Annotated in this window: 23 protein-coding genes; 12 read left to right on the top strand and 11 right to left on the bottom strand. The window is 58.9% G+C overall.

Going from position 1 to position 23968, the window contains the following annotated elements:
* Positions 1-4 precede the first annotated feature (4 nt).
* Both CLV45_RS20360 and CLV45_RS20355 read left to right on the top strand, forming a co-directional pair.
* Positions 5-766 carry a hypothetical protein gene (locus CLV45_RS20360; protein WP_100338336.1) on the top strand — a complete coding sequence of 254 codons (762 nt, stop codon included), beginning with the start codon at positions 5-7 and terminating at the stop codon, positions 764-766.
* Positions 744-1511: a geranylgeranylglyceryl/heptaprenylglyceryl phosphate synthase gene (locus CLV45_RS20355; RefSeq protein WP_100338335.1), complete on the top strand. Its 768-nt coding sequence runs from the start codon at positions 744-746 to the stop codon at positions 1509-1511. Before CLV45_RS20360 ends, CLV45_RS20355 begins: the two co-directional genes overlap by 23 nt.
* Before the next feature lie 132 nt (positions 1512-1643).
* Here the strand turns inward: CLV45_RS20355 and CLV45_RS20350 are convergent, their stop codons facing one another.
* From CLV45_RS20350 to panC, 7 genes are all read right to left on the bottom strand, one after another.
* A complete protein-coding gene (locus tag CLV45_RS20350) occupies positions 1644-2567 on the bottom strand; it encodes a helix-turn-helix domain-containing protein (protein ID WP_100338334.1) in 924 nt (307 codons plus the stop codon).
* Positions 2568-2726: 159 nt separating this feature from the next.
* Entirely contained in the window at positions 2727-3866 is a 1140-nt protein-coding gene (locus CLV45_RS20345) for an acyl-CoA dehydrogenase (RefSeq protein ID WP_100338333.1), read from the bottom strand.
* Between the two features lie 254 nt (positions 3867-4120).
* Positions 4121-4819, bottom strand: a complete 699-nt coding sequence (locus CLV45_RS20340; RefSeq protein WP_100338332.1) for a zinc metallopeptidase — start codon at positions 4817-4819, stop codon at positions 4121-4123.
* 12 nt (positions 4820-4831) lie between these two features.
* Positions 4832-5317: a D-glycero-beta-D-manno-heptose 1-phosphate adenylyltransferase gene (gene rfaE2, locus CLV45_RS20335; RefSeq protein ID WP_100338331.1), complete on the bottom strand. Its 486-nt coding sequence runs from the start codon at positions 5315-5317 to the stop codon at positions 4832-4834.
* Positions 5307-6356, bottom strand: coding sequence for a lysylphosphatidylglycerol synthase transmembrane domain-containing protein (locus tag CLV45_RS20330; protein WP_100338330.1), 1050 nt, complete (start codon positions 6354-6356; stop codon positions 5307-5309). Before CLV45_RS20330 ends, rfaE2 begins: the two co-directional genes overlap by 11 nt.
* Before the next feature lie 62 nt (positions 6357-6418).
* Complete coding sequence (gene panD, locus CLV45_RS20325; protein ID WP_100338329.1) at positions 6419-6766, bottom strand: aspartate 1-decarboxylase; 348 nt, start codon at positions 6764-6766, stop codon at positions 6419-6421.
* A gap of 83 nt (positions 6767-6849) precedes the next feature.
* Entirely contained in the window at positions 6850-7707 is an 858-nt protein-coding gene (panC, locus tag CLV45_RS20320; protein ID WP_100338328.1) for a pantoate--beta-alanine ligase, read from the bottom strand.
* Between the two features lie 120 nt (positions 7708-7827).
* Here panC and CLV45_RS20315 point away from each other — a divergent pair, with 120 nt between their 5' ends.
* From CLV45_RS20315 to CLV45_RS20280, 8 genes are all read left to right on the top strand, one after another.
* Positions 7828-8640, top strand: coding sequence for a glycogen/starch synthase (locus tag CLV45_RS20315; protein WP_100338327.1), 813 nt, complete (start codon positions 7828-7830; stop codon positions 8638-8640).
* A 31-nt stretch (positions 8641-8671) separates the two neighbouring features.
* Positions 8672-10108, top strand: coding sequence for a DUF4270 family protein (locus CLV45_RS20310; RefSeq protein WP_157807682.1), 1437 nt, complete (start codon positions 8672-8674; stop codon positions 10106-10108).
* A 97-nt stretch (positions 10109-10205) separates the two neighbouring features.
* Positions 10206-12041, top strand: coding sequence for a glutamine--fructose-6-phosphate transaminase (isomerizing) (gene glmS, locus CLV45_RS20305; protein ID WP_100338325.1), 1836 nt, complete (start codon positions 10206-10208; stop codon positions 12039-12041).
* Between the two features lie 158 nt (positions 12042-12199).
* Positions 12200-12586 (top strand): RidA family protein, encoded by a 387-nt coding sequence (locus tag CLV45_RS20300; RefSeq protein WP_100338324.1) that lies wholly within the window; start codon positions 12200-12202, stop codon positions 12584-12586.
* A 103-nt stretch (positions 12587-12689) separates the two neighbouring features.
* Positions 12690-12875: a hypothetical protein gene (locus CLV45_RS20295; RefSeq protein WP_100338323.1), complete on the top strand. Its 186-nt coding sequence runs from the start codon at positions 12690-12692 to the stop codon at positions 12873-12875.
* A gap of 165 nt (positions 12876-13040) precedes the next feature.
* A complete protein-coding gene (gene gltX, locus CLV45_RS20290; RefSeq protein WP_100338322.1) occupies positions 13041-14600 on the top strand; it encodes a glutamate--tRNA ligase in 1560 nt (519 codons plus the stop codon).
* Between the two features lie 122 nt (positions 14601-14722).
* Positions 14723-15103 (top strand): hypothetical protein, encoded by a 381-nt coding sequence (locus CLV45_RS20285; RefSeq protein ID WP_100338321.1) that lies wholly within the window; start codon positions 14723-14725, stop codon positions 15101-15103.
* Between the two features lie 133 nt (positions 15104-15236).
* Positions 15237-16019: a TIGR00266 family protein gene (locus tag CLV45_RS20280; RefSeq protein WP_100338320.1), complete on the top strand. Its 783-nt coding sequence runs from the start codon at positions 15237-15239 to the stop codon at positions 16017-16019.
* 524 nt (positions 16020-16543) lie between these two features.
* Here the strand turns inward: CLV45_RS20280 and CLV45_RS20275 are convergent.
* The 3 genes from CLV45_RS20275 to CLV45_RS20265 all read right to left on the bottom strand — a co-directional run bounded on the left by CLV45_RS20275 (position 16544) and on the right by CLV45_RS20265 (position 20822).
* Complete coding sequence (locus CLV45_RS20275; protein WP_100338319.1) at positions 16544-18061, bottom strand: GH3 auxin-responsive promoter family protein; 1518 nt, start codon at positions 18059-18061, stop codon at positions 16544-16546.
* 149 nt (positions 18062-18210) lie between these two features.
* Positions 18211-18942, bottom strand: coding sequence for an LPS export ABC transporter ATP-binding protein (lptB, locus tag CLV45_RS20270; protein ID WP_100338318.1), 732 nt, complete (start codon positions 18940-18942; stop codon positions 18211-18213).
* A gap of 41 nt (positions 18943-18983) precedes the next feature.
* Entirely contained in the window at positions 18984-20822 is a 1839-nt protein-coding gene (locus CLV45_RS20265) for a M61 family metallopeptidase (RefSeq protein ID WP_100338317.1), read from the bottom strand.
* Positions 20823-20957: 135 nt separating this feature from the next.
* On the opposite strand from CLV45_RS20265, the gene CLV45_RS20260 reads away from it, so the two are divergent.
* Entirely contained in the window at positions 20958-21329 is a 372-nt protein-coding gene (locus CLV45_RS20260; protein WP_100338316.1) for a DoxX family protein, read from the top strand.
* 63 nt (positions 21330-21392) lie between these two features.
* Positions 21393-22016 (top strand): hypothetical protein, encoded by a 624-nt coding sequence (locus tag CLV45_RS20255; protein ID WP_100338315.1) that lies wholly within the window; start codon positions 21393-21395, stop codon positions 22014-22016.
* 37 nt (positions 22017-22053) lie between these two features.
* Here CLV45_RS20255 and recJ read toward each other — a convergent pair whose 3' ends face one another.
* A complete protein-coding gene (gene recJ, locus CLV45_RS20250; protein ID WP_211289981.1) occupies positions 22054-23778 on the bottom strand; it encodes a single-stranded-DNA-specific exonuclease RecJ in 1725 nt (574 codons plus the stop codon).
* Positions 23779-23968 lie beyond the last annotated feature (190 nt).

Here is a 23968-nt window from a genome sequence, read left to right as displayed (position 1 = left end):
CCTCATGGCTGAGCTGACCAACCCACTGTTCGACGACGAAAGAGAGTTTCTGGAGCGCCAAAAGCTTGAGTACGAGCGGGCCTTGCAGGGCGACGTTGATGACATCAAGGAAAAAACCCAAACGGCCGGCAAGTACGCCCTCATCGGCGTCGGTTTGCTGGGCAGTATCTGGCTGATCAAAAAAGCCTTCAGCAACAAAAAGCCCTCGGCTTTTGATGAAGGCCTGGAGGAGTTTGACCTGCACGACCGGATTGCCTCTTCTAAAAAAGAGCTGAAGCACCGCGGTAAGCACTATTCCGACTTGGACACGGCCGTGGCCGATGACCTGGGCTTTGGCTCGGCCCATGGCCACCAGAACGACCGGGGCCACCAGGAACCCCAGCCGCATGATCGGGCCCACCTGGCCCCCGACGTGTACCACACCGACTCCGACATGGACCCATTTCCGCCGGTGTCGCGCCGGGCCGCTCGGGCGTACTCGGTGCCGGCTTACCGGCCCCAGGCCAAACAGTCGTCGGAAGCAGCCAACCTAATGGCGGGCGCCTTCCAGAGTTTTATGCAGTCGGACACGGGCAAAATGCTGCTGGCTCAGGTGACGGCCGTTTTGATGGCTTACGTGGCGAAAAAAGTCGGTGAATATTTACCTGTGGTCAAAAATCCCGACCTTGCAACTTCTCCCGGCTCGTTTACCGTCGAGCCCGAGACGAAGGATATCGACTTTACGTATCACCACGACGAAGCGGATGCGCCTCACCAATCTGCATGAAACCCTCAGTAAGCGCCGCGCCCGGGGCCAGAAATCTCTGGCCGTCCTGCTCGACCCAGACCATCTGGACGAGGCCGGATGCCGGCAGCTGCTGGAGTTGAGTGAAGTACACCCTGTTGATTACTTTTTTGTGGGCGGCAGCCTGGTGATGAACTCTCACCAGGCGTCGCTCATTCGTTTAGTAAAAAGCCGTAGTACCGTCCCCGTGCTGCTGTTTCCCAGCCACAGCCTCCACCTCGACACCCAGGCCGACGGCATTCTGCTGCTGTCCCTGATTTCGGGCCGCAACCCCGATTTTCTGATCGGCCAGCACGTGGTGGCAGCTCCCCTGCTGCGGGCCAGCAACCTGCAGATCTTGCCCACCGGCTACATGCTGGTCGATACCGGCCGCCAAACTACGGCCAGCTACATGAGTGGCACCACGCCCCTGCCCTACGACAAGCCCACTATTGCGGCCTGCACGGCCATGGCCGGCGAGCAGCTGGGCCTGCGCCTGATGTACCTCGACGGCGGCAGCGGGGCCATGTATCCAGTTTCCGCGGCCACGATTCGGGCGGTGCGCCAAGCCACCGAAACGCCCCTGATTGTGGGCGGCGGTATCAATACGGCCGAAAAAGCGCATACCGCCCTGGCCGCCGGCGCCGACGTCATCGTCATTGGCAACCAGATTGAAAAGTCCCCGGATTTTCTGGCCGAAATGTCGAAGGTCGTCCGCACGTTCAATGCGGTATTGGACATTGCCTGAACCACGGTTTTTGCAACCGGCATTTTGCCGCACTACTGCTCCGGCTTACAACCAGAAAGGCTACCCGCTTAGGTAGCCTTTCTGGTTGATTTTTAATTTTCACAGACTTCGGTTAATCCGAAGAGGCCGTGGTTAGATGTTCATGGCCGACTCACGACGGCGCATCTTGCCGGCCGGAATACCGAACATCATCTTGAAGCGGCGGCAGAAGTACGCCGTATCCTTGTAGCCCACTTCCTTACCAATGTCGCGGATGCTCTTTTTGGTGGTACGGAGCAGGAATACGGCCCGTTCCATGCGCTGGTATTCGATGTAGTCCTGGGGGTTGATGCCGGTCAGCATCTTGAAGTACTGCCCCACGTAGTCTTCCGACACGTTGGCCACGCTCGAGAGGACTTTGTTCGACAGGTCGCCGCCGATGTTCTCCTTGATGTAGTTGAACAGGTCGATGAGGCGCGGATCCTTGAAGTAGGTGCTGTTGGTAGCCAGCTGCTCCACAAACATCTTGTTCTTGAGGATGTAGCGCACAATCTCCACCACGATATTCTCGGTGTAGATGGTGATAAGCCGCTCGCGGCCGGGCAGCTCCTGCAGGCTTTCCTCCACTACCTTAATCACCAGATTGGCCAGCTTGGAGTTGCCGGTAATCAGGAAGGCGGGCACGTCGAGCGAGGCGAAGAAGTTCACCGAGTCGAACACCTTGGCCTCGAAGCTCACGTGGCTGTGGCTTTCCTCGGCATCGCCAATCAGGTCCAAGTCGGCGTTGGAGTGGAAAAACTTGTCTTTGTTGCTGATCAGGTCGTCGTTGGTAATCGTCTTACCAGCAGCTTCGCCGTAGCTAACCTTGGTAGCGCGGCCCCCGGGGATGAACAGCATTTCGCCTTCCTCCACTACTTGCTCCTCGTCGCCGAAGGCAATCCGGCCCTTGTGGAGCAGGATCAGGTTGTTGCCGACATCATAGTAATTCCGGACCGTAAACGGCTGCTGCAGGACCAGATTTTTCGCTTTAATGTATCGTACACCAAGCGACTCTATCACTTTATTGTAATCTTCCATATTCTAGGGGGTGGTTGGGGTACCGGCATAAAACCGGCCAGTGGAAAGGCTGGATTTAGACAATGCAAAATAACATATAAAAATTCACAAAAACGAAAAACCCAGCCAATTTATGGCTGGGTTTAATGCAATGAATCTGACTTTTAGGCAATTCCAAATCTACTTTAGCAATTCACGCGAGATTACAATTTTCTGAATCTCCGAAGTTCCCTCGTAAATCTGGGTGATTTTGGCGTCGCGCATCATGCGTTCCACGTGGAATTCTTTCACAAAACCGTAGCCACCATGCACCTGCACAGCTTCCACGGCCGTCTCCATAGCAACTTTCGAAGCGAAGAGCTTGGCCATAGCGCCCGACTTGGCATAGTCCTGATGGGAATCCTTGTCGTTGGCGGCCTGCAGGCATAGCAGACGGGCCGCGTCGATATTGGTAGCCATGTCGGCCAGCTTGAACTGAATGGCCTGGTGCTTGGCAATTTCAACACCGAAAGCCTTGCGCTCCTTCGAGTACTTCAGCGCCAGCTCGAAAGCTCCCGAGGCAATACCCAGGGCCTGGGCGGCAATGCCGATTCGGCCGCCGGCCAGGGTCTGCATGGCGAACTTAAAGCCGAAACCATCCTCGCCAATGCGGTTTTCCTTGGGCACCTTCACGTCGGTGAACATCAACGAGTGCGTGTCGGAGCCCCGGATGCCCAGCTTGTTTTCCTTGGGACCCACCACGAAACCCGGGGCGTCCTTCTCCACGATAAAGGCGTTGATGCCGCGGTGCTTCAGCTCAGGGTTGGTTTGGGCAATAACCAGGTACACGGAAGCCGAGCTGCCGTTGGTAATCCAGTTTTTGGTGCCGTTCAGCAGGTAATAGTCGCCTTTGTCTTCGGCCGTGGTGCGCTGCATGGTGGCATCGGAGCCAGCTTCGGGCTCCGACAGGGCAAATGCCCCGATGATTTCACCACTGGTCAGCTTGGGCAGCCACTTGCGCTTCTGCTCCTCATTGCCATACTTTTCCAGGCCCCAGCATACCAGAGAGTTGTTCACCGACATGATAACGGAGCAGGAGGCATCGACCTTGGAAATTTCTTCCATGGCCAGCACGTACGAAACCGTATCCATGCCACCGCCGCCGTACTCGGGGCTCACCATCATGCCCAGAAAGCCCAGCTCGCCCATCTTCTTGACTTGCTCAGTAGGGAATTTCTGGTGTTCGTCGCGCTCAATAACGCCGGCCCACAATTCGGTCTGGGCAAAGTCGCGGGCGGCCGACTGGACGGCAAGTTGTTCTTCGGTGAGCTGGAAATCCATTGGGTTGGTACGCTTGGGTGGGAGGAAGGCACCGCCGGGGCGGCTGAATTTGGGTGCAAAATTAACCTTGGAAAATTGGAGAATAAGCAGGAGGCCGCAATTTTATTCGGCTAGCCGCTTATATAACTGAAATCGAGCCACGGGGTTTGGTTTCAAACCTTCCGCATGAGCGCGCGGTGCCGGGTCGAAAGCAACAAGCGCCGCCCCGACAACCGGAGTGGCACTTGTAAGGCATTCCGAGTGGCCCGACAGGCTTAGCGCCGGTCGCGGCTACCCATAAAGAGGCTGACGTAGTAAAGCAGCGTAGCGAGGGAGCTGATGGCAGCCACTACGTAGGTCATGGCCGCCCACCAGAGCGCGTCTTTGGCCATGGCGTGCTCCTTGGCCGTCACGATGCCGCGCCGGTCAATCCAGGCCAGAGCCCGGCGACTAGCATCGAACTCGACGGGCAGCGTGACGAAGGAAAAGAGCGTAGTGAGCGAAAACAGGGCAATGCCCACGCCCAGCGGAATCAGGGAGGTGCGGATCATCACTACGCCGGCCAGCAGAATCCAGGGCATGAAGGTAGATACGCTGCTTAGGGCCGGCACCATGGCCGAGCGAAACTGCAGCATGCTATAGGCCGTGGCGTGCTGCACGGCGTGGCCGCACTCGTGGGCCGCAATGGCCGCCGCGGCCGCACTGCGCTCCTCATACACCACCTCACTGAGGTTAACAGTTTTGTCGGTCGGGTTGTAATGGTCGGTCAGGCGGCCTTCGGTGGAAATGACGCGCACGTCGGTGATGCCGTGGTCGGCCAGCATCAGCTCGGCAATTTGCCGGCCCGACAAACCCGACTGCAGACCGATTTGGCCGTAGGTGGTCATTTTGCTGCGCAGCCGCCACTGGATCAGCCAGCTTACGATCATCGCCGCGATGACGAGAAAGTAAATTGGACTTGCGTTGTAGTACATGGGGGAAGTTGCTTAGGAGTGAAGTTGGGCGCGAATCCGCTCGACGATACGAGTGGTGCTGTAGCCCTGCACGAGCGGTACGGTGAGTACCTGCCCGCCATTTGCTAACACCAATTCGTGGCCCACAATTCCACTAATAGCATAGTCGTCGCCCTTGACCAGAATGTCGGGTTTGACCAGAGTAATCAGTTCCAGCGGCGTGGGCTCGTCGAACAGCACGACGGCATCCACGAACAAAAGCGACGCCAGAATCCGGGCGCGTGACACTTCGTCCTGCAAGGGCCGCCCGGGCTTAAGCCGGCTCACGGAAGCATCCGTGTTGAGCCCCAAAACCATCACGTCGCCCAGGTTGCGGGCTTTTTCCAGGTAATCGACGTGGCCCAGGTGGAGCAAATCGAAGCAGCCGTTGGTAAATACCACTCGTTTGCCCTCGGCCCGCCACTGGGTTAGCCGGGGCTCCAGCTCCGCAGTACTGACAATTTTATCCTTACTCCACATCGGTCGTCACGGACAAGGCCGGTTCAGCGGCCAGCTCGCGCAATGAGCGGCCCGACTTCATCATGCTGGCCACGAAGCTGATGCCGCCCATAAATACCACTAGAATGGTCTGAGAACCGTGCACCACCAGGGCGTAGGCAATACCGGCTTCCTTGCTGATACCATACGCCAGCAGAATGCCCTGCACCATCACGTGAAACGGCCCAATGCCCCCCGCAACCGGCGCGGCCATCCCGAAGGCCCCGAAGGTCAGCACGGCCAGGCCGGCTTTCATATCGAGCGAGTAAGTAGCGGGAAAGCATTTGAAGGCCAGGTAATCCATCAGGTAATAGACGCCCCAGGTAAAGAGGGTATGCAACAGAAACAGGCCCTTATTCTCCAGCTTTAGCACGCTAAACACGCCGGCCAGCAGCCCTTTCGCGAAGACTACCACTTTATTGAACAGCGCGTTTTGCCGGAGCCGCTCCAGATTCCGGAACAAGGCGTAGGCCAAGCCCAGCAGCAGTACCAATGCAATAACGGCCGCCACCAGTAGTGGGGTGCGGTTGCGGGCAATGTCATCGTAACGCCCCCCGAGCAGCTTGTCAGTCACAAACGACCAGAAGGTATTGAAGTCGAGCAGCAGCGTGCCACCCAGTAGGCAGAGCAGCACCAGCACGTCGATAACCCGCTCGGTCACGACCGTGCCCAGGGCCACGTGCACGGGCACCTTGCTGGTACGCTGCAGCACCGAGCAGCGGATTACTTCGCCCATGCGGGGCAGCACCAAGTTGGCCAGATAGCCCACCATCATGGCGTGGTACACGTCCCAGAACGGGGCCCGGTGCTCGGTAGCGTCGAGCTGCATCTTCCAGCGGTAGGCCCGGCTAAAGTAGCCCATGGCCGAAATAATCATCGTGATGATAAGCCAGCTGTAGTTGGCCTCGCGCACGTGCCGCCCGATGCTGTTCAGGTCCTGGCCTTGCACGGCATACCACATCAGCAGCCCCGAAACGGAGAGCAATAGGGCATACTTGAGAATAGTGAGCAGCTTCTTCATGAAAATTCTACACGCAACAAATACGCACGGGAGCCAGTGGCCCCCGTGCTTTTCTTCTTTATTTAGACCAGCCGATTGTGCTGATCCGGAAATACCAGCGTGGGCTTATGGGCCCGGGCTTCGGCAAAGTCAATCAGGGCGTAAGAGAAAATGATGACGATGTCGCCCACGGCCACGCGGCGGGCAGCAGGCCCGTTGAGGCACACCATGCCCGAGCCACGCTCGCCGCGGATAGTGTACGTTTCGAACCGCTCCCCGTTGTTGACGTTGACGATGGTAACCTTCTCATTTTCCACCATGTTGGCCGCATCCAGCAGGTCTTCGTCGATGGTGACGCTGCCGACGTAGTGCAGTTCAGCCTGGGTTACCTTGGCCCGGTGGATTTTGGACTTGAGAACTTCGATATGCATGAGTAAAGAACCGGTGATTTTCAGGGCGCAAAGGTAGCTAAATAGCACCGAACGCCTGAGCCGCACCCGCAACTCAGCGCCTTCTAAGGCAGGGTCACCAGCACGTTGTCGATGAGGCGTACTCCGCCCACGTGGGCCGCCAGGCACAGCGCCACCAGGCTACCCGGACTCCACTGGCCCGTAACGGGCTGTAGCGTGCGGCCGTCGGCCAGGGCAAAATACTCTAGCGTAATGCCCGGCTCGGCGGCCAGAAACTGCTCCACGGCCTGCTGCACCGCCTCGGGCGACTCTTGCTGCTTTTCTACCAGGGAAGCGCCCAGGGCCAGGGCCTGGTAAAGCCGGGGCGCCACGGCCCGGGCCTCGGGGCTCAGGCGGCGGTTGCGTGAGGACATGGCCAGTCCGTCGGCTTCCCGGATGGTAGGATACGCTACCAGCTCCAGGTCGAAGGACAAATCGGCCACGAGCTGACGGATGACGGCCACCTGCTGTAGGTCCTTCTGGCCGAAATAGGCCCGGTGGGGCCGGCTCAAATGAAACAGCTTGCTAACCACCGTCGCCACACCGTGAAAGTGGCCGGGACGGTGCTCCCCTTCCATCACCCGCTCCAGGGGCCCGAAGTCGAAGCGCAAGACCGTGGGCTGCGGGTACATCTGCTCCACCGAGGGCATAAACAGCGCCGTGCAGCCGGCCGGGCCCAGCAGGGCAGCATCGGCGTCGGGTACGCGCGGGTAGAGGCGGAAGTCTTCGGCGTTGTTGAACTGGGTCGGGTTGACGAACACGCTGACCACCACCACGTCATTGTCCTGGGCGGCGGCCCGCACCAGCTGCAGATGACCTTCGTGCAAAGCGCCCATGGTGGGCACCAACCCGATTCGCAGTTTGTTCTGCCGCCAGATTTCGGTCTGGGCTTGCAACGCGGCAGCCGATTGGAGTATCTCCATAGGGTGAAAAGGCCCGTTCGCGGGGTGCGCGGGCTGGTTTAATTGATAATTCGCTCAAAAATGCTTAATTTTGTGCATCCCAAAGTGTTGCCCTATCCCAATCACACCAACTGACTCTATATGTCCAAGTTGAGAATACTCTACGCTGCCACGGAAATCAACCCGTTTTTGCAGACGACCAAGGTAGCGGAGTTTCTGCGCATGCTACCGCAGGGAATGCAGGAGATGGGGATGGAAATCCGCATTTTCGTGCCCCGTTTCGGTATTATCAACGAGCGTAAGAACCGTTTGCACGAAGTAGTGCGCCTGTCGGGTATCAACATCGCCGTGGGCGAGGAAGAAAAGCCGCTCATTATCAAAGTGGCCTCCATTCCCAATGCGAAGCTGCAAGTATACTTCATCGACAATGAAGATTACTTCCACCGCAAGTCGGTGCTGGTCGACAAAAACGATAAGTTCCACGCCGACAACGACGAGCGCGCCATCTTTTTCTGCAAGGGCGTACTCGAAACCGTGAAAAAGCTGGGTTGGGCGCCCGACATCGTGCACTGCAACGACTGGATGACCGGCCTGATTCCGATGTACCTGAAGACGACTTACAAGAAGGACCCGATCTTCAAGGACGCCAAGTCGGTATTCACCATCTACAACAACGAGTTCAGCCACAAATTTGAGGGCGACATCATCGAGAAGGCTAAAATGCTGGACATTGATGACGAGATGCTGGCGGCCCTGAAGTCGGCCGACTTCGGCGGCTTCATCAAGGTGGGCATGGAATATGCGGACTCGGTCGTGAAATCTGACGAGGACTTCAGCGACAACCTGAATGCCATGTTTTCTGAATATTCGCAGAAACGGCAGATTGGTCAGGTTAGCGCCGACGAAAACCTGCTTTCCTCTTATTACACGCTTTATAATGAATTGGCCAATTAGTAGCGCCTTCCGAATAGCCTCGGTTTCTTTTTTGTCCTCCGCTCTGCTACTCGCCGCCACTGGCTGCGAAGACCCCAATAACCTGGGCGTAGAGCTGCCGGGCACTTCCCCCGTTTCTACTGAGTACCGCGACTACCGGGTCAATGCCTCCACCATCCTGCAGGATTCGGTGGAAACGCTGAATGCTGACCGGGTACTGGTGGGCCGCCTGACGGATGCCACCCTGGGTACGACCACCGCTAAAGCCTACTTCAACCTGCGGGCCAGCACCGATACGCTGCCCAGCGACCTAACCAACCCGGTACTGGATTCCGTGGTGCTGGTTTCGTCATTCGACCAAGTATACGGCAGCGCCACCAAGACCGTAAGCTTTGATCTGCTCAAGCTCCGGGACGGCCTCGACGACAAGAAGACCTACAACTCGGGCGTGCAGGACGTGGCCGTGGGCGAGCCTATTGGGGAGAAGCTCATCAGCTCGCTGAAGCGGACTACCACTGCGGAAGTTGCCGTTGAGCCCGGGGTACTGAAAAGCAAGAAGAAGCTGAATGCTGACAAAACGCCAGCCGACAGCACCATCTCAGTTACCAGCCCCGACCCGACTATCCGGCTCGTTATTCAGAAGGATAGAGTCCGCAGCTCGGATTTTGCCAATGCCCTGTTTTCGGCCCTCAAAGACGCCTCTTTCGGGCAGAGTAAGCTCGACGCCCTCTTGAAAGGACTGGCCGTGGTGCCTTCGAGCAATCAGACGGCGGCTATTGTAGCCCTGAACCGTGCCTCGGTTAACTGCATCTACGTCTACCACCACGGTACCATCAGTGGCTTGGCGCGCCAGCGTAGCTACCGGGTCCGGTTGGGCTCGTCCTACGTAAGTGGCGACGCTAATACGCCCCGTTACTACACCCAGCTCACCACCGATTTTAAGGCTCCGTTTAGCGTACTGCTGGACGGCACCAAGTCGTTGCGCGTGGCCGACAGCGTGACGTATATGCAACAAGGCTTAGGCCTGGCTACCCGGCTCACCATTCCCGGTCTGAAGGAACTAGCAAATCAGCCCGGTCTGGCCATCAACCGCGCCGAGTTGATTATTCCTATCAAATCATCGGGCACGCTGTTGTTCCCGAACCCGACGGTAGCTTTTCTCTACGAGATAAACGCTAACAACCGGGTGTTGCAGCGGACGGTGAACATTTCGCCCGTTGAGCGAATTGTACAAGCCAACCTGCAAAACCAGCTAGGCCAGGGCAAAGAAGCCGCCGTGTCGCTCTACGATGTGGATGCCAGCAAGAAATACTACAGCGTCGTTATCACCACCTACCTGCAGGCCTACCTGGCCAACCAGCTCGGGGAACAGGCCGCGGCACTGATGCTGAGCCCGGTGTTGCGCCGCTCCTTTGATCTGTCACTTAACCGGAGCGTACTTGATGCCCAGAACATCAAGCTGCGCGTATACTCTTCCAAGTTGCGCTAAGGCGTAGCTGTTTTCACACGAATCACTCCGGCACGGCCTTTGTTGAGGGGCCGGGCCGGAGTGATTTTTCTCTCAACAACTCTTTCTCTGACACACTATGTGCGGAATTGTCGCTTACATCGGGCACCGTGAAGCCTGTCCCATTATTCTGAAAGGTCTGCGCCGGCTGGAATACCGGGGCTACGATTCAGCGGGCGTGGCTCTGCTGAACGGAGCGCTGAATGTATACAAGAAGAAAGGCAAGGTAAATGACCTGGAAGCCTTCATTGCCGAAAAGGATACCCACGCGCACATTGGCATGGGCCACACGCGCTGGGCAACCCACGGTGAGCCCAACGACTCGAATGCCCACCCGCACTACTCGACTTCCGAGCGGATTGCCATTATCCACAACGGCATTATCGAGAACTACGCGGCCCTGAAAACCCACTTGCAGAAGCAAGGACACGTATTCCACTCCGATACCGACACGGAAGTTTTCGTCAACCTGATTGAGGAAATCCAGAAGCAGAACAGCTGCTCGCTCGAAGAAGCGGTACGTCTGGCTTTGCACGAAGTGGTAGGCGCCTACGCCATTGTGGTACTGAGCAAGGACGACCCCAACCAGCTGATTGCGGCCCGTAAAGGCTCCCCACTGGTTATCGGGGTAGGCAAGGATGAGTTTTTCCTGGCTTCCGATGCTACTCCCATCATTGAGTACACCAACGAGGTAGTATACGTCAACGACTACGAAATTGCGGTTATCCGCGACGGTCAGCTCGACATCCGCACCAAGGAAGACGTGCAGCAGACGCCCTACATCCAGAAGCTGGAGATGGAACTCGACAGCATCGAAAAGGGTGGCTACGAGCACTTCATGCTGAAGGAAATTTTTGAGCAGCCCCGCTCGATTCTCGACTCCATGCGGGGCCGGTTGGAGCTCGAAGCCGGCCACCTCAACATGGGCGGCATCCGGGCTTACGAGCGGAAGTTCGTCAATGCCGACCGTATCATCATTGTGGCCTGCGGTACGTCGTGGCACGCCGGCCTGGTGGCCGAGTACCTGATTGAGGACCTGGCCCGCATTCCGGTGGAAGTGGAGTACGCGTCGGAATTCCGTTACCGCAACCCCATCATCACCGAGCGCGACATTGTAATTGCCATTTCCCAGTCGGGCGAAACGGCCGATACGCTGGCCGCCATCGAGCTGGCCAAGAGCAAGGGCGCTACCATCTTCGGTATCTGCAACGTGGTGGGCTCGAGCATTGCCCGCGCCACCGACGCGGGTGCCTACACCCACGCCGGCCCCGAAATCGGGGTGGCTTCGACCAAGGCCTTCACGGCTCAGGTTACGGTACTGACGCTGCTGGCCATGATTGTGGGCCACAAGCGCGGCACCCTCACCGACTCGAAGATGCGCGAGCTGATGGTGGAGCTGAGCAACATCCCGGCGAAAGTGGAAACGGCGCTGAAGCTCAACGACGAGATTGAGGCTATTGCCGAGATTTTCCGCGACGTGCCGAACTTCCTCTACCTGGGCCGGGGCTACAACTTCCCCGTAGCCCTCGAAGGTGCTCTGAAGCTTAAGGAAATCAGCTATATCCACGCCGAGGGCTACCCCGCGGCCGAAATGAAGCACGGCCCGATTGCCCTGATCGACGAGAACATGCCGGTGGTTGTTATTGCGACCAAAGACAGCTCGTACGAGAAAGTGGTGTCGAACATCCAGGAAGTGAAGGCCCGCAAAGGCCGCATCATTGCCGTGGTAACCGAAGGCGACACGGTGATTCCGGCCATGGCTGAATTCACCATTGAGGTGCCCGCTACGAGCGAAGTGCTGATGCCGCTGGTATCGGTGATTCCGCTGCAGCTACTCTCCTACCACATTGCCGTCCTGCGCGGCTGCAACGTGGACCAGCCCCGCAACTTGGCCAAGTCCGTAACGGTCGAGTAGCCCGCTTCTTTTTTTCCTCAGAAAGCCCCGCTGGATTCCTCTAGCGGGGCTTTTTGCTGGCTTGTGGTGTAGAACCAAAACCAACGCCGCCGCAGGCCGGAGGATTTTTCCGCTTACTTTTGACTTGAACTCAGATTTTCCACCTGCCCTTGCTTCTCATGGCTAACACCATTATCTACTCGCCCGACGCCCCCGCTCCTATCGGCCCCTACAGCCAGGCTATCCAGGCTGGCAATACCGTCTACGTTTCGGGCCAGATTGCCTTGGACGCGGCTTCGGGCCAGCTCGTCGGCAACGGCGACGTGGCCGCCGAAACCCACCAGGTAATGCGCAACCTGCAGGCCGTGTTGGCCGCCGCCGGCATGACCCTGACCGACGTGGTAAAGTGCAGCATCTTCGTCAAGGACCTCGGCAACTTTGGCCTGATCAACGAAATCTACGGGAGCTACTTCACAGCGGATTACGCGCCGGCCCGCGAAACGGTGGAGGTAAGCCGCCTGCCCAAAGATGTGCAGGTAGAAATTTCGTGCGTGGCCGTAAAATAGTGAGGTGGTGAGATAGTGAAATGGTGAATTTTTCGTTCTGACTGCGCCGTATTGCGCATATTGAACGGCAACTTACCATTTCACCATCTCTCAATTTCACCTTATGAAAGAACTCGGACTCGGCTTATTGCTGCTTGGCCTCTTATCCCTGATTCTGCCTTTTCTGGGCATGAAATCAATGCTGCTGACCTGGATTGACCAGTGGGGTCCGACCGTGGCCTGGGCTATTCGCGGGGGCATCACCGCGCTAGGCCTGGTGCTCTACCTCACGTATCGTAACCGGGACTAGCGGTGAGATGGTGAAGTGGTGAAATGGTGGGTCTGCTGTTTACCAGGTGCCAGGCTGCGCTAATTGAACGGCAAACTCACTATTTCACCATTTCACAACTTCACCATCTGATCTTTGTACCTTCGCGGCGCGTTTCTGTCAGAACCGACGCGAATTTTTGTTTATATGGAGAGAGAAGTACGGGTGCGTTTTGCGCCCAGCCCTACGGGACCGTTACATATCGGCGGCGTGCGCACGGCGCTGTACAACTATTTGTTTGCGCGCAAGATGGGCGGCAAAATGCTGCTGCGCATTGAAGATACCGACCAGAACCGCTTCGTACCCGGCGCCGAGCAGTACATTGCCGAATCCCTGAAATGGTGCGGCATTGAGCTCGACGAAAGTCCGTGGTCCGAAACGCCCGGCCCGCACGCGCCCTACCGGCAGAGCGAGCGGAAGCCGATGTACATGGAGTACGCCATGCAGCTCATCAACAGCGGCCACGCCTACTACGCCTTCGACACGCCCGAGGAGTTGGACGCCATGCGCGCCCGCCTGACGGCCGCCAAGGTGCCCAATCCGCAGTACAACAGCATCACGCGCACCCAGATGCGCAACTCCCTGACTTTGCCCGAAGACGAGGTGAAGCAGCTGCTGGACGGCGGCTCACCCTACGTGATTCGCCTGAAGGTGCCCCGCAAGGAAGAAGTGCGCTTCAACGACATGATCCGCGGCTGGGTAGTGGTGCACTCGAGCAGCATCGACGACAAGGTGCTGATGAAGTCGGACGGCATGCCGACCTACCATTTGGCCAACATCGTGGATGACCATCTGATGGAAATCACCCACGTCATCCGGGGTGAGGAGTGGCTGCCCTCGGCGCCGCTGCACGTGCTGCTTTACCGTTATTTTGGCTGGGAAGACACCATGCCGCAGTTTGCCCACCTGCCCCTGCTGCTTAAGCCCGACGGCACCGGCAAGCTCAGCAAGCGCGACGGGGACCGGCTCGGCTTCCCGGTGTTCCCGCTGGAGTGGCACGGCACCGACGCCGAAACCGGCCAGCCTACCGTCAGTAGCGGCTACCGCGAAAGTGGCTACCTGCCCGACGCCTTCATCAACTTCCTGGCTTTCCTGGGCTGGAACCCCGGCTCCCAGCAGGAGATTTTCTCCATGTCTGAGCTGATTCAGGCCTTCAGCATTGAGCGCGTCAGCAAGTCGCCGGCCCGCTTCGACCAGAACAAGGTGCGCTGGTACAACGAGCACTACCTACGCGCCAAGCCCGACGCCGAGCTGGCCCAGTTCCTGCTCACGGCCCTGCAAGAGCACAACATCGAGTGCTCGGAAGAAAAGGCCGTGCAGATTGTGGCGGCCATGAAGGAGCGCGTGACCTTTCCCCAGGATTTCTGGCGCGAGGCGCAATACTTCTTCATTGCCCCCGAAACCTACGACGAGCAGGTTATCAGCAAGAAGTGGAACGCCCCGACGGCGGCCGCCCTGCAGGCCTTTGCCCAGGAGCTGCCCGCCGCTACGGACACTACGCCCGACGGCATCAAGGCCCTGCTGACCCAGGTACTAGAACGCCAGGGCGTCAAAATCGGGCAGGTACTGCAGGCCCTGCGCACGGTGGTAACCGGCGTGGCGGCCGGCCCCGACCTGATGGCCATCATGAGCATTCTGGGGGGCCAAGAGACGGCGCAGCGCATTGAAGCAGCCGTGACCCGCCTGGCCGACAAGATCAGCGCCTAGCCCACGGTTTTTAAATTCGTGCATCCGGCAGCAAGGCCGCTTCGTACTACTTGGTACGGAGCGGCCTTCGTGTTTTGGGAAACGCCGCTACCCTAGCACCTCCCACCTACGGACTCCACGTTATGGCTAAGAAACCCGTCAATAAGAGCAAGAAAAACGACCCCGAGAAAAAAGCCCGGGTGCATAAAGACCTCGAAGGATTCGAAATCAAGGTAAACCCGCTGGGCGAAATCACCTCTAACTACTCCATTGAGGAAATCAACCACTTCCTCAACCAGCACGTGCGCGACAAAAAGCTCGTGAACCGCGACGGGCAGTTTGGGGAGAAAGTGGAAGACGAGGACGAGGACTTCCCGGTCGAAAACGGCGTGGCTGAGCCCGAAGAAACCGATGAAGAATTTATGCGCCGCACCAGCACCGAAGCCAAGAAGAAAGGCAAGAAGGGCGAGCCGGAAGCTGATGCCGAAGCCGAGGTGCGCGGGGAGCTCAGCAAAGACGAGTAAATTCGACGGGTACCGATTGAGCTACTCAGAGGCCATTTCCCGCGGGAAATGGCCTTTTTATTTTGGCTGCGGAGCCCGCAATAATCGTCAGTTCGCTATACTTGAACTTGTTATCCTTTCAACCCTCCTCCCTATGCAGTCCCACGACGTAGATTACCGCATTCTCGGCTCCGACATTCAAGTGCTGGAAGTAGAGCTGGACCCCAACGAAACCGTCATTGCCGAAGCCGGCGCCATGGTCTACATGGAAGAAAGTATTGCCTTCGAAACCAAGATGGGCGACGGGTCGGAGCCCGACCAGGGCATTTTGGGCAAGCTATTCTCGGCCGGCACCCGCCTGATTACCGGCGAGTCGCTGTTTATGACCCACTTCACCCACCGCGGCGGCTACGGCAAAAGCCGGGTGGCTTTTTCGGCCCCCTACCCCGGCACCATTATCCCGGTAGATTTGGGTACGATGCCCAACGGGCTGATCGTGCAGAAAGACGGCTTCCTGGCCGCGGCCCGGGGCACCAAAATCGGGATTCACTTCAACCAACGCCTTGGGGCGGGCTTTTTCGGCGGGGAAGGCTTCATCCTGGAAAAACTCACCGGCGACGGCAAAGCGTTTATCCACGCGGGCGGTACCATCATCGAGAAGCAGCTCAACAACGAGCTGCTGCGCGTGGATACGGGCTGCGTGGTAGCCTTTGAACCCAGCATCAACTTTAGCATTGCTCGCGCCGGCGGCCTGAAATCAATGATTTTTGGCGGCGAGGGCCTGTTGCTGGCTACGTTGCAGGGCACGGGCCGGGTGTGGCTGCAGTCGATGCCGGTGAAGAAGCTCATCCAGGCTCTGTCGCCGATGGGCGGCAATGCCTCAAAGGAGAGTGGTAGCGTTTTAGGTCGATTGGTGGGCGGTGTGCTGGACGAATAAGCGAAACCGAAAGTAGTGTTGTGGCTACTGGTTCACGGGTGAATCGGTGGCCACAAGGCTTTCAGTGGGCCTCGCCGAACCAGGCTCATCACTGCTTAACGAGGAGGCAATAACGGCTAAGCTAGCGAGTAGCGCGAAAACGAGCAGGCTGAGCATGCCCATGGTGGCTTTGGTACTTAGCTTAGATGGCTCGGAGGAGCGGCTACGCTTACGCCGGGAAACGTAGGGACGGGAAGAAGGGGTTGATATAGCGGGCACGAGTGTGAGCGTGAACGTTAATAATCCGACAATATATCATTAAATATATTAACTGCGTAATAATTAACTTAAAAATATCTGCAGAAACCTGATCCTTCGTCTTTGAAGGCCGTTTCCCTCATAAATAGCTTTCAATCGGGCAATTATATCCGCACTATGCCTTTGTAGGTAAATCTGCTTTTTGTGCTTTAACAAGCTTTTTGAAATTTAAGCAGAGAAAATATAATAGAACTATAACGGGTACCTCGTTCCGGCCAGGCTGACCGTTAAACTTCCTGCAGGACAGCCTCTAGAATTTCGCGCGAGTTGCTTAGTCTTGGTACTTTATGCTGACCACCCAGCTTGCCTTTGCGGGCCAGCCACCGCGTAAACGTGCCCGTCGAAGCAATAGTCAGCAGCGGGGGGCTCAGGGCCAGGTCGCGGTGACGCTTGGCGTCGTAGTCGGAGTTGAGCTTGCGCAGTGTCTCGTCGAGGACGGCCGTGAACCGGGCCGGGTCCTGGGGAGGCTGGCTGAACTCGATGAGCCACTGGTGGCCGCCGCGCGAGGCCGCAGACGCGTCGAAGTAGATGGGCGCGGCGGTATAGTCGCGCACGGTGGTATTGGTGGCCTGGCAGGCGGCGGCAATGGCAGCATCGGCATTCTCAATGACGACCTCCTCGCCGAAGGCATTCAGAAAGTGCTTGGTGCGGCCCGTGATGCGGATCCGGTAGGGCGCCAGGCTGGTAAAGCGCACCGTATCCCCGATTTTGTAGCGCCACAACCCGGCGTTGGTCGACAGCACCAGGGCGTAGGCTTTGCCCAGCTCTACCTGCTCCAGGGTGAGGGTTTGCGGGTGCTCGGCGTCCAGCTCATCCAGGGGAATAAACTCGTAGTAGATGCCGTGGTTGAGCAGCAGCAGCAGGTCTTCGGAGTTGGGCTGGTCCTGCAGGGCAATGTAGCCCTCGGAGGCGTTGTAGATTTCCAGGTAGCGCATCTGCGGGCCGGGAATGAGCTGGCGAAACAGCTCCCGGTAGGGCCCAAAGGCCACTGCTCCGTGCAAAAACAAGCTCAGGTTGGGCCAGACCTCGGTGATGTTGTCGGCGCCGGCCAGCTCCGTGACGCGGCGCAGCAGCACGATTATCCAGGTGGGCACGCCCGCCAGGGCCGACACGTTGACGCTGAGCACATGGCGGGCAATACGGTCTATTTTCTCTTCCCACTCGTCGAGCAGGGCCAGCTCCAGCGGCGGAGTGCGCAAGAACTCGGCCCAGGCTGGCAGGTTCTGCATAATCACGGCCGACACGTCGCCCACGCGGGAGCCTTCTTCCTCGGGCCGGAATGGATTGGGGGCGTGGGTGCCGCCCAAGGACAGGGTTTTGCCGGCCAGAATGCGGTTTTCGGGATAGAGGGCCGTGGCCAGGGCCGTCATGTCGCGACCGGCGCGGTAGTGGCACTCCTGCAACGATTCGCGGGTGACGGGAATGTACTTGCTGCGGGCGTTGGTGGTTCCGCTGGACTTGGCAAACCACTGCACCGGGCCGGGCCAGAGCACATCGGGCTCCCCACGCAGCACCCGCTCGAGGGCCGGGTACAGTTCTTCGTAGCTACTGACGGGCACGCGCTGGGCAAACTCCCAGGCCGAAGGAGCATCAGCGAAGCCGTAACGCTGCCCCCATTCCGTGGAGCGGGCCCGGAGCAACAGATCCTGCAGCACCTGGGCCTGCACCTCGTGCGGATTTTGGCTAAAATGCTCGATGCTGGCCAGGCGCCGCTGTACGGTCCACGTCAGTATAGAATCAATCATTCGGGGTCGGTTGCCGGGTGGGGAGCCGGTTAAGAGGCGAAATAAACGCCTTTTTACCGAAGCTCACGGGAATGGGTGGGTCCTATACGCAAACTGGCCCGGCAAAGCTGCCTTCCCACCCTACCCGCCGGTCAGTCCGGCCTGGAAGCTTAGATATTGCGCTTGAGCTCGAAGTTTTTGCCCAGATACACGCGGCGCACGGTTTCGTCGGCGGCCAGTTCCTCGGCCGTGCCCGCCTTGAGCAGCTTGCCTTCGAAGAGCAGGTAAGCCCGGTCCACAATGCTCAGGGTGGAGTTGACGTCGTGGTCGGTGATGAGGATGCCGATATTCTTGTCCTTGAGCTTGGCCACGATGCCCTGAATTTCCTCGGTGGCAATGGGGTCGACGCCGGCGAAGGGCTCGTCGAGCAGCACGAACTTGGGGTCGACGGCCAGAGCCCGGGCAATTTCGGTGCGCCGCCGCTCGCCGCCGCTGAGCACCCGGCCCATGTTTTTGCGCACGTGGGTCAGGCTGAACTCGTGGAGCAGCTCTTCTACTTTGTCGCGCTGAGCCTGCTTGGGCATCTTCGTCATTTCCAGCACGGCCAGGATGTTTTCCTCTACCGTCAGGTCGCGGAAGACGGAGGCTTCCTGGGCCAGGTAACCCACCCCGCGCAAGGCCCGCTGGTAAATGGGCAGCTTGGTAATTTCCTCGTCGTCGAGGAAAATCTTGCCGCTGTTAGGCTTTACCATGCCCACCGTCATGTAAAAGCAGGTGGTTTTGCCCGCTCCGTTGGGCCCGAGCAGGCCCACGATTTCGCCCTGCTCCACCGACAACGACATGTTGTTGACAACGGTACGGGACTTATAGGTTTTAACCAGGTTTTCGGCGCGCAGAATCATTCGGGCAAAGGTAGGCGTTAGAACTCAGAAGCCGGCCGCGGCTAGCCCAGGGGCTTGAGGACCTGGTTGCGCAGCTGCAGCTGGGCCGGGGTGGGCGTGGCTACTTCCTGCAGGTCATTTTTGATTTGCACCTCAAACTCCCGGGGCGCGGCCTCCCGCTCCTGGGGGGCGCCGGAAGCCCCGCTGAGGAACCGAACCTTGACCACGTCAGCAGTAGTGGGCTCCACCAGGGGGCGCAGCAGCTTCTCGGCATTGCTCATGTCCAGGGTGGTACCGTTCACGGCCAGCACTACGTCGCCTTCCTTCAGGCCGAAGGCGTTCTGCTCGGGCTTGGTGGCGGCGGCTATAAACTGCTTTTTCTCGGTGTCGTAGCTAAAGCCCAGCCGCCCGAAGGCCTTTACCGTGGAGTTGGCCGTGGCCTGGTAGCGCCACCCGATTTTGTCGAAATACTCGGCGTAGGGCAAGGGCCGGCTGCCAATGACGTACTGGTCGAAGAACTGCTGCAGGGCCGGGTTGGTCAGGGCTACGAACTCGGGAATCAGCTGGGCGTCTTCGAAGGAGCGGGTGGGGCCGTATTTTTGGCGCAAAGCCAGCAGCACGTCACGCAGGCTCTGGCGGCCCTGGCTCAGTTCCTGAATGCGGATGTCGAGCAGCAGGCCGATGAGGGCGCCCTTGTCGTAGACGTTGTCATACATGTCCTTGTAGGGCGCCTCCAGAATCTTGCGGCTCATGTCGGTGAACGACACCTCGGGGTGCTTGGCGGCCTTATCAATCTTCTCCTTCATGTGCTGCCGAAACTCGGCGGGCGTATTCAGGCCGCCGCGCACCTGCACCAACTGGGCAATGTACTCCGTAACGCCCTCGTAGAGCCACAAGTGCTGGGACATTTTGGGGTTGCGAAAGTCGAACTCCCCGATTTCCCGGCTGTGAATGTTCAGCGGGGCCAGCATGTGCAGAAACTCGTGGGAGGCCACTTCCTGCACCATGCTGCGCAGCCGGTCTTCGCTGGGCACTTCGGGCAGAAAATATACCGACGAGTACGAGTGCTCCATGGCGCCGTAGCCCCCGCTTTTGCTGGCCAGCGGCGAGGAGAAACTCGGGAAATACATCAGGAAGTGGTATTTCGGCACGGGCATCTGGCCAAAGAACTTGGTCAGGGCCTCGGCCATGGGCCGCATAATCTCACGCACTTGCTCGGCCTTTACCGTCCCGGTTTCCGACACCACCGACACCGCAATCCGGGCGCCGCCGGTGCTGAAGCTGGCCGTATCGGGGCGGCTGTAGAGAATGGGCGAATCGGCCAGCTCCACGTAGCTGGCAGCCGTGAAGACGTCCTGGGTGGGCGTAGTGCGGCGGGCCGGCAAAGAGGTAGCGCCGTAGAGCGTAGCGGGCTTGGCCACCGTTACCTCGTAGGGCTGCATCTTGTAGCCTTCCAGGTAGCCGTAGAGGCCGTAGTGGTTGAGCACGAAATTCTGGCCGGCCTCGAAATTGGTACCACCCGGCTGAAAAATGAAGTTGTCGTCTTGCTTGGCGTCCCAGGTATCGTTCACCGAGTACTCAATGCGGGCCAGGGTTGGAGCTTTGTCGATTACGAACAGGTTATTGCCGTCCTTGCGCACCTTGAGCGGCTTGCCTTTCCGGTCGAAAGCGCTGAAGTTCTGCACGAAGCGGCCGTAGTCTTTCTTGGAGTACGAGCCGGGCACCACCGAGGGCATGACGTAGGTGGCCTGGGCCTCCTTCACCGGCGGCGTCTGAATTACCACCCGCACCTGGTCGTTGGTGGCGTGTTCGAGGTCGAGGGCAATCTGGTAGCCGGCGGGCTGCTGAGCCAGGGCGGGAACGGCCAAAGTCAGCCCGAGGGCGAGGGGAAACAGTTTCATGCGGGAAAGTCAGGGAGAAAGTCAGCCTATAACGGCCGCCTAAGGTAAACAGTGCGCCGCCGTAGCCCAAATTGCCCAGGCCCGCCGTAAGTTGCCGGCCGCAGTTCTTCCGTCTCCTCTGCTTGCCTTAGCCGTATGCCCCGTATCCGCACCCTTAGCCGGTATATTCTGGCCGTCTTGTTCATCGGGGCCGGCGTGCTGCATTTTCTTAAGCCCGAGCCTTACGTGCGCATCATGCCGCCCTACTTGCCCTGGCCCAGTGGCTTGGTACTCGTCAGCGGCATAGCCGAAGTCCTGCTCGGAATCCTGCTGCTGCCCCGGGCCACGCGCCGCGGGGCCGCCTGGGGCCTGATTCTGCTGCTTATTGCCGTATTTCCGGCCAACGTGTACATGGCCCAAACCAGCGGGGCCGGGCTAGGCGTGGCGCCCTGGCTGGCCTGGGCCCGGCTGCCCCTGCAGGCCGTGCTGATCTGGTGGGTGTGGCAGCATGCCAAAGCCGAAAAATAATAGTTGATCAGCCGAGCGAAGCGCTACATTCGCGCTACCTATTTTCTTTTACTACCCCAATCTATGCTTACTCGTTTTACCCTGCTTAGTGCCGGCGCGGCACTGTTTACCGCTTTTTCGGCCCAGGCTCAGGTCCAGGCGGCCGACCCGGTGCGCTTCGCCGCGGAGCGCGACTCGCTGTTGCAGCACGCCACCGCCATCCGCACCCAGACCGACGCGCGAATTCAGTACTTCAAAACCTCGTTTATTGCCGTGCGGGGCACCCGGCGCTGCACGAAAAGCTACGTTACCTCGTCCCCGTCGGCCACCGTAAACGTCGACAAGCTGCCGCGCAAGCTTGCCAAGAAGCACGTCGTTAAGTTTAAGCGCGTGGGCACGGTGGTCGAGAAGGTGTACTACTACACGCCCCAGGGCAACCTAGCATTGTCGGAATACTACCAGGACGGGCAGCTCGTGCGTCTGAACGCGGCCGACTACTATGAAATTGACCCCCGGGACCAAGTAAAGGTCGTCAAGACCGAGGCGGGCAAATACACGACCATCACGGGCTACGGCTCCCGCCGCAACCCGATGAAGGAAGTCCTCTTTCTGCGCGGCGACTACCTGCTGAAGATTACCCGTAGGGGTATGCCTAAGAACAACCGCACCACCACCGAATATTTCGTGGCGCCCCGGCCGCAGAGCTAGGTTAGCGGGCTAATCAGGGATATTCGCCCAGAAGCCGTTACTCCACCCAGCGAATATCCTTGACCCGCAGCTGCAAGGTGCGTTGCCCGCGGTACTCGTTGATTTCCACCGTGTAGCACACGTTGAATGGGCTGCCCTGGGTAATCCGCTCGTGGTACTCGCCCAGCCCGAAGCCAATGGCGTCCACGGTGTGGCGGCCGTCCTGGGTCAGGGTCAGCTTCAGGTGGGAGTTGCCCACGATACGGGCCGAGTCGGGAGTGGCGTACACGTACTCCGACTCAAACACCGGGTTAGGGTTACCTGGGCCGAAAGGCTCCATCTGGTGCAGTAGCTTGTAGAAGCTGTCGGTAATGTCTTCCAGCTTCAGCACACTGTCAATTTCCACCGGCGGAATCATCTGCTCGGGCAAAATGCGGCCGGCCACGATTTGCTCGAACCGCTCCCGGAACTTGGGCACGTTTTCGACGGGCAGCGTGAGGCCGGCGGCGTACATGTGGCCGCCGTACTGGTCCAGCAGGTCGGCGCACTCACTGATAGCCTGGTGCACGTCGAAACCCACTACGGAGCGGGCCGAGCCGGTGGCTTTGCCGTTGCTCTGGGTCAGGATGATGGTGGGCCGGTAATACTTGTCGAGGCAGCGCGAGGCCACGATACCGATAACGCCCTTGTGCCAGTCTTCCTTGTAGAGCACCGTGGAGTGGGCGTTGCGCAACGACAAGTCGTCCTCAATCATGCTCAGCGCCTCCTTGGTGATGCTCGTGTCGAAGCCGCGGCGCTCAATGTTGGTTTTATCCACCACGCCGGTTTTCTCCACGGCTTCCTCCTTGGTTTCGGCCAGCAGCATGGCCACCGAGCGTTTGGCGTCGCCCATGCGGCCGGCTGCGTTGATGCGGGGCGCAAAGCCGAACACGAGGCTGCTGATGGTCAATTCCCCGTCGCGCAGACCGGCCAGCTCGCGCAGGGCTGCCACGCCGGGGCGCTGGGGCCGGTACCGGTCGTTGAGCAGGCGCAGACCGTGGTAGGCCAGAATGCGGTTTTCACCCGTGATGGGCACGATATCGGCGGCAATGCTGATGGCCAGCATGTCGAGCAGCTCGTAGAGCGGGGTCTGGTCCTGGCCCAGGTGCTGGGTCAGGGCCTGCATCAGCTTGAAGCCCACGCCGCAACCGGAAAGCTCCTTGAACGGGTATTCGCAGTCGGCGCGCTTGGGGTCGAGCACGGCCACGGCCTTGGGCAGCTCGGTGCCGGGCAAGTGGTGGTCACAGATGATGAAGTCGATGCCCCGCTCGTTGGCGTAGTCAATGCGGTCCACGGCCTTCACGCCGCAGTCGAGGGCAATGATGAGACTGAAGCTATGGTCGACGGCGTAATCAATGCCGGCGTCGGAAATGCCGTAGCCTTCCTTGTAGCGGTCCGGAATGTAATAATCGACCCGCTCGGGGCCGAAGAGGGTGCGCAGGTGGGAATACACTACCGCTACCGACGTGGTGCCATCCACGTCGTAATCACCGAACACCAGCACCTTCTGGCCCTCGTGCAAAGCCGTCAGCAGGCGGTCGACGGCCCGGTCCATGTCGCGCATGAGCAGCGGGTCGGGCAGGTGGTCGAGGCTGGGCCGGAAATATTCGTAGGCTTCGTCGTACGAGCACACCCCGCGCTGGCAGAGCAGCGCGATGATGGCCTCATTCACGCGCAGGGCGTCGGCCAGGTGCTTGACCTTGGTAGGCTCAGGCGCAGGCTTGCGGATCCATCGTTTTTCCATGATTCAGCGGCGGGCCCTCACGGGCGTTATCTTCAAAAGTAAGAAGAAAACCGCGGTCCTCCCCTGTTGCCTCCAATTTGAGCCAATGGCGAATTCGTATTTTTGCGTTTCCGCCGCTGAGCCCGTTTTCGATGAAGAAGCTGATTGCCTTTTATAAGCAGTACAAACAATACATCCTGACCGACGGGCT

Source organism: Hymenobacter chitinivorans DSM 11115 (genome assembly GCF_002797555.1).
In the GTDB taxonomy this organism is placed as follows: domain Bacteria; phylum Bacteroidota; class Bacteroidia; order Cytophagales; family Hymenobacteraceae; genus Hymenobacter; species Hymenobacter chitinivorans.
This window is presented reverse-complemented; position numbering and strand designations above follow the sequence as displayed.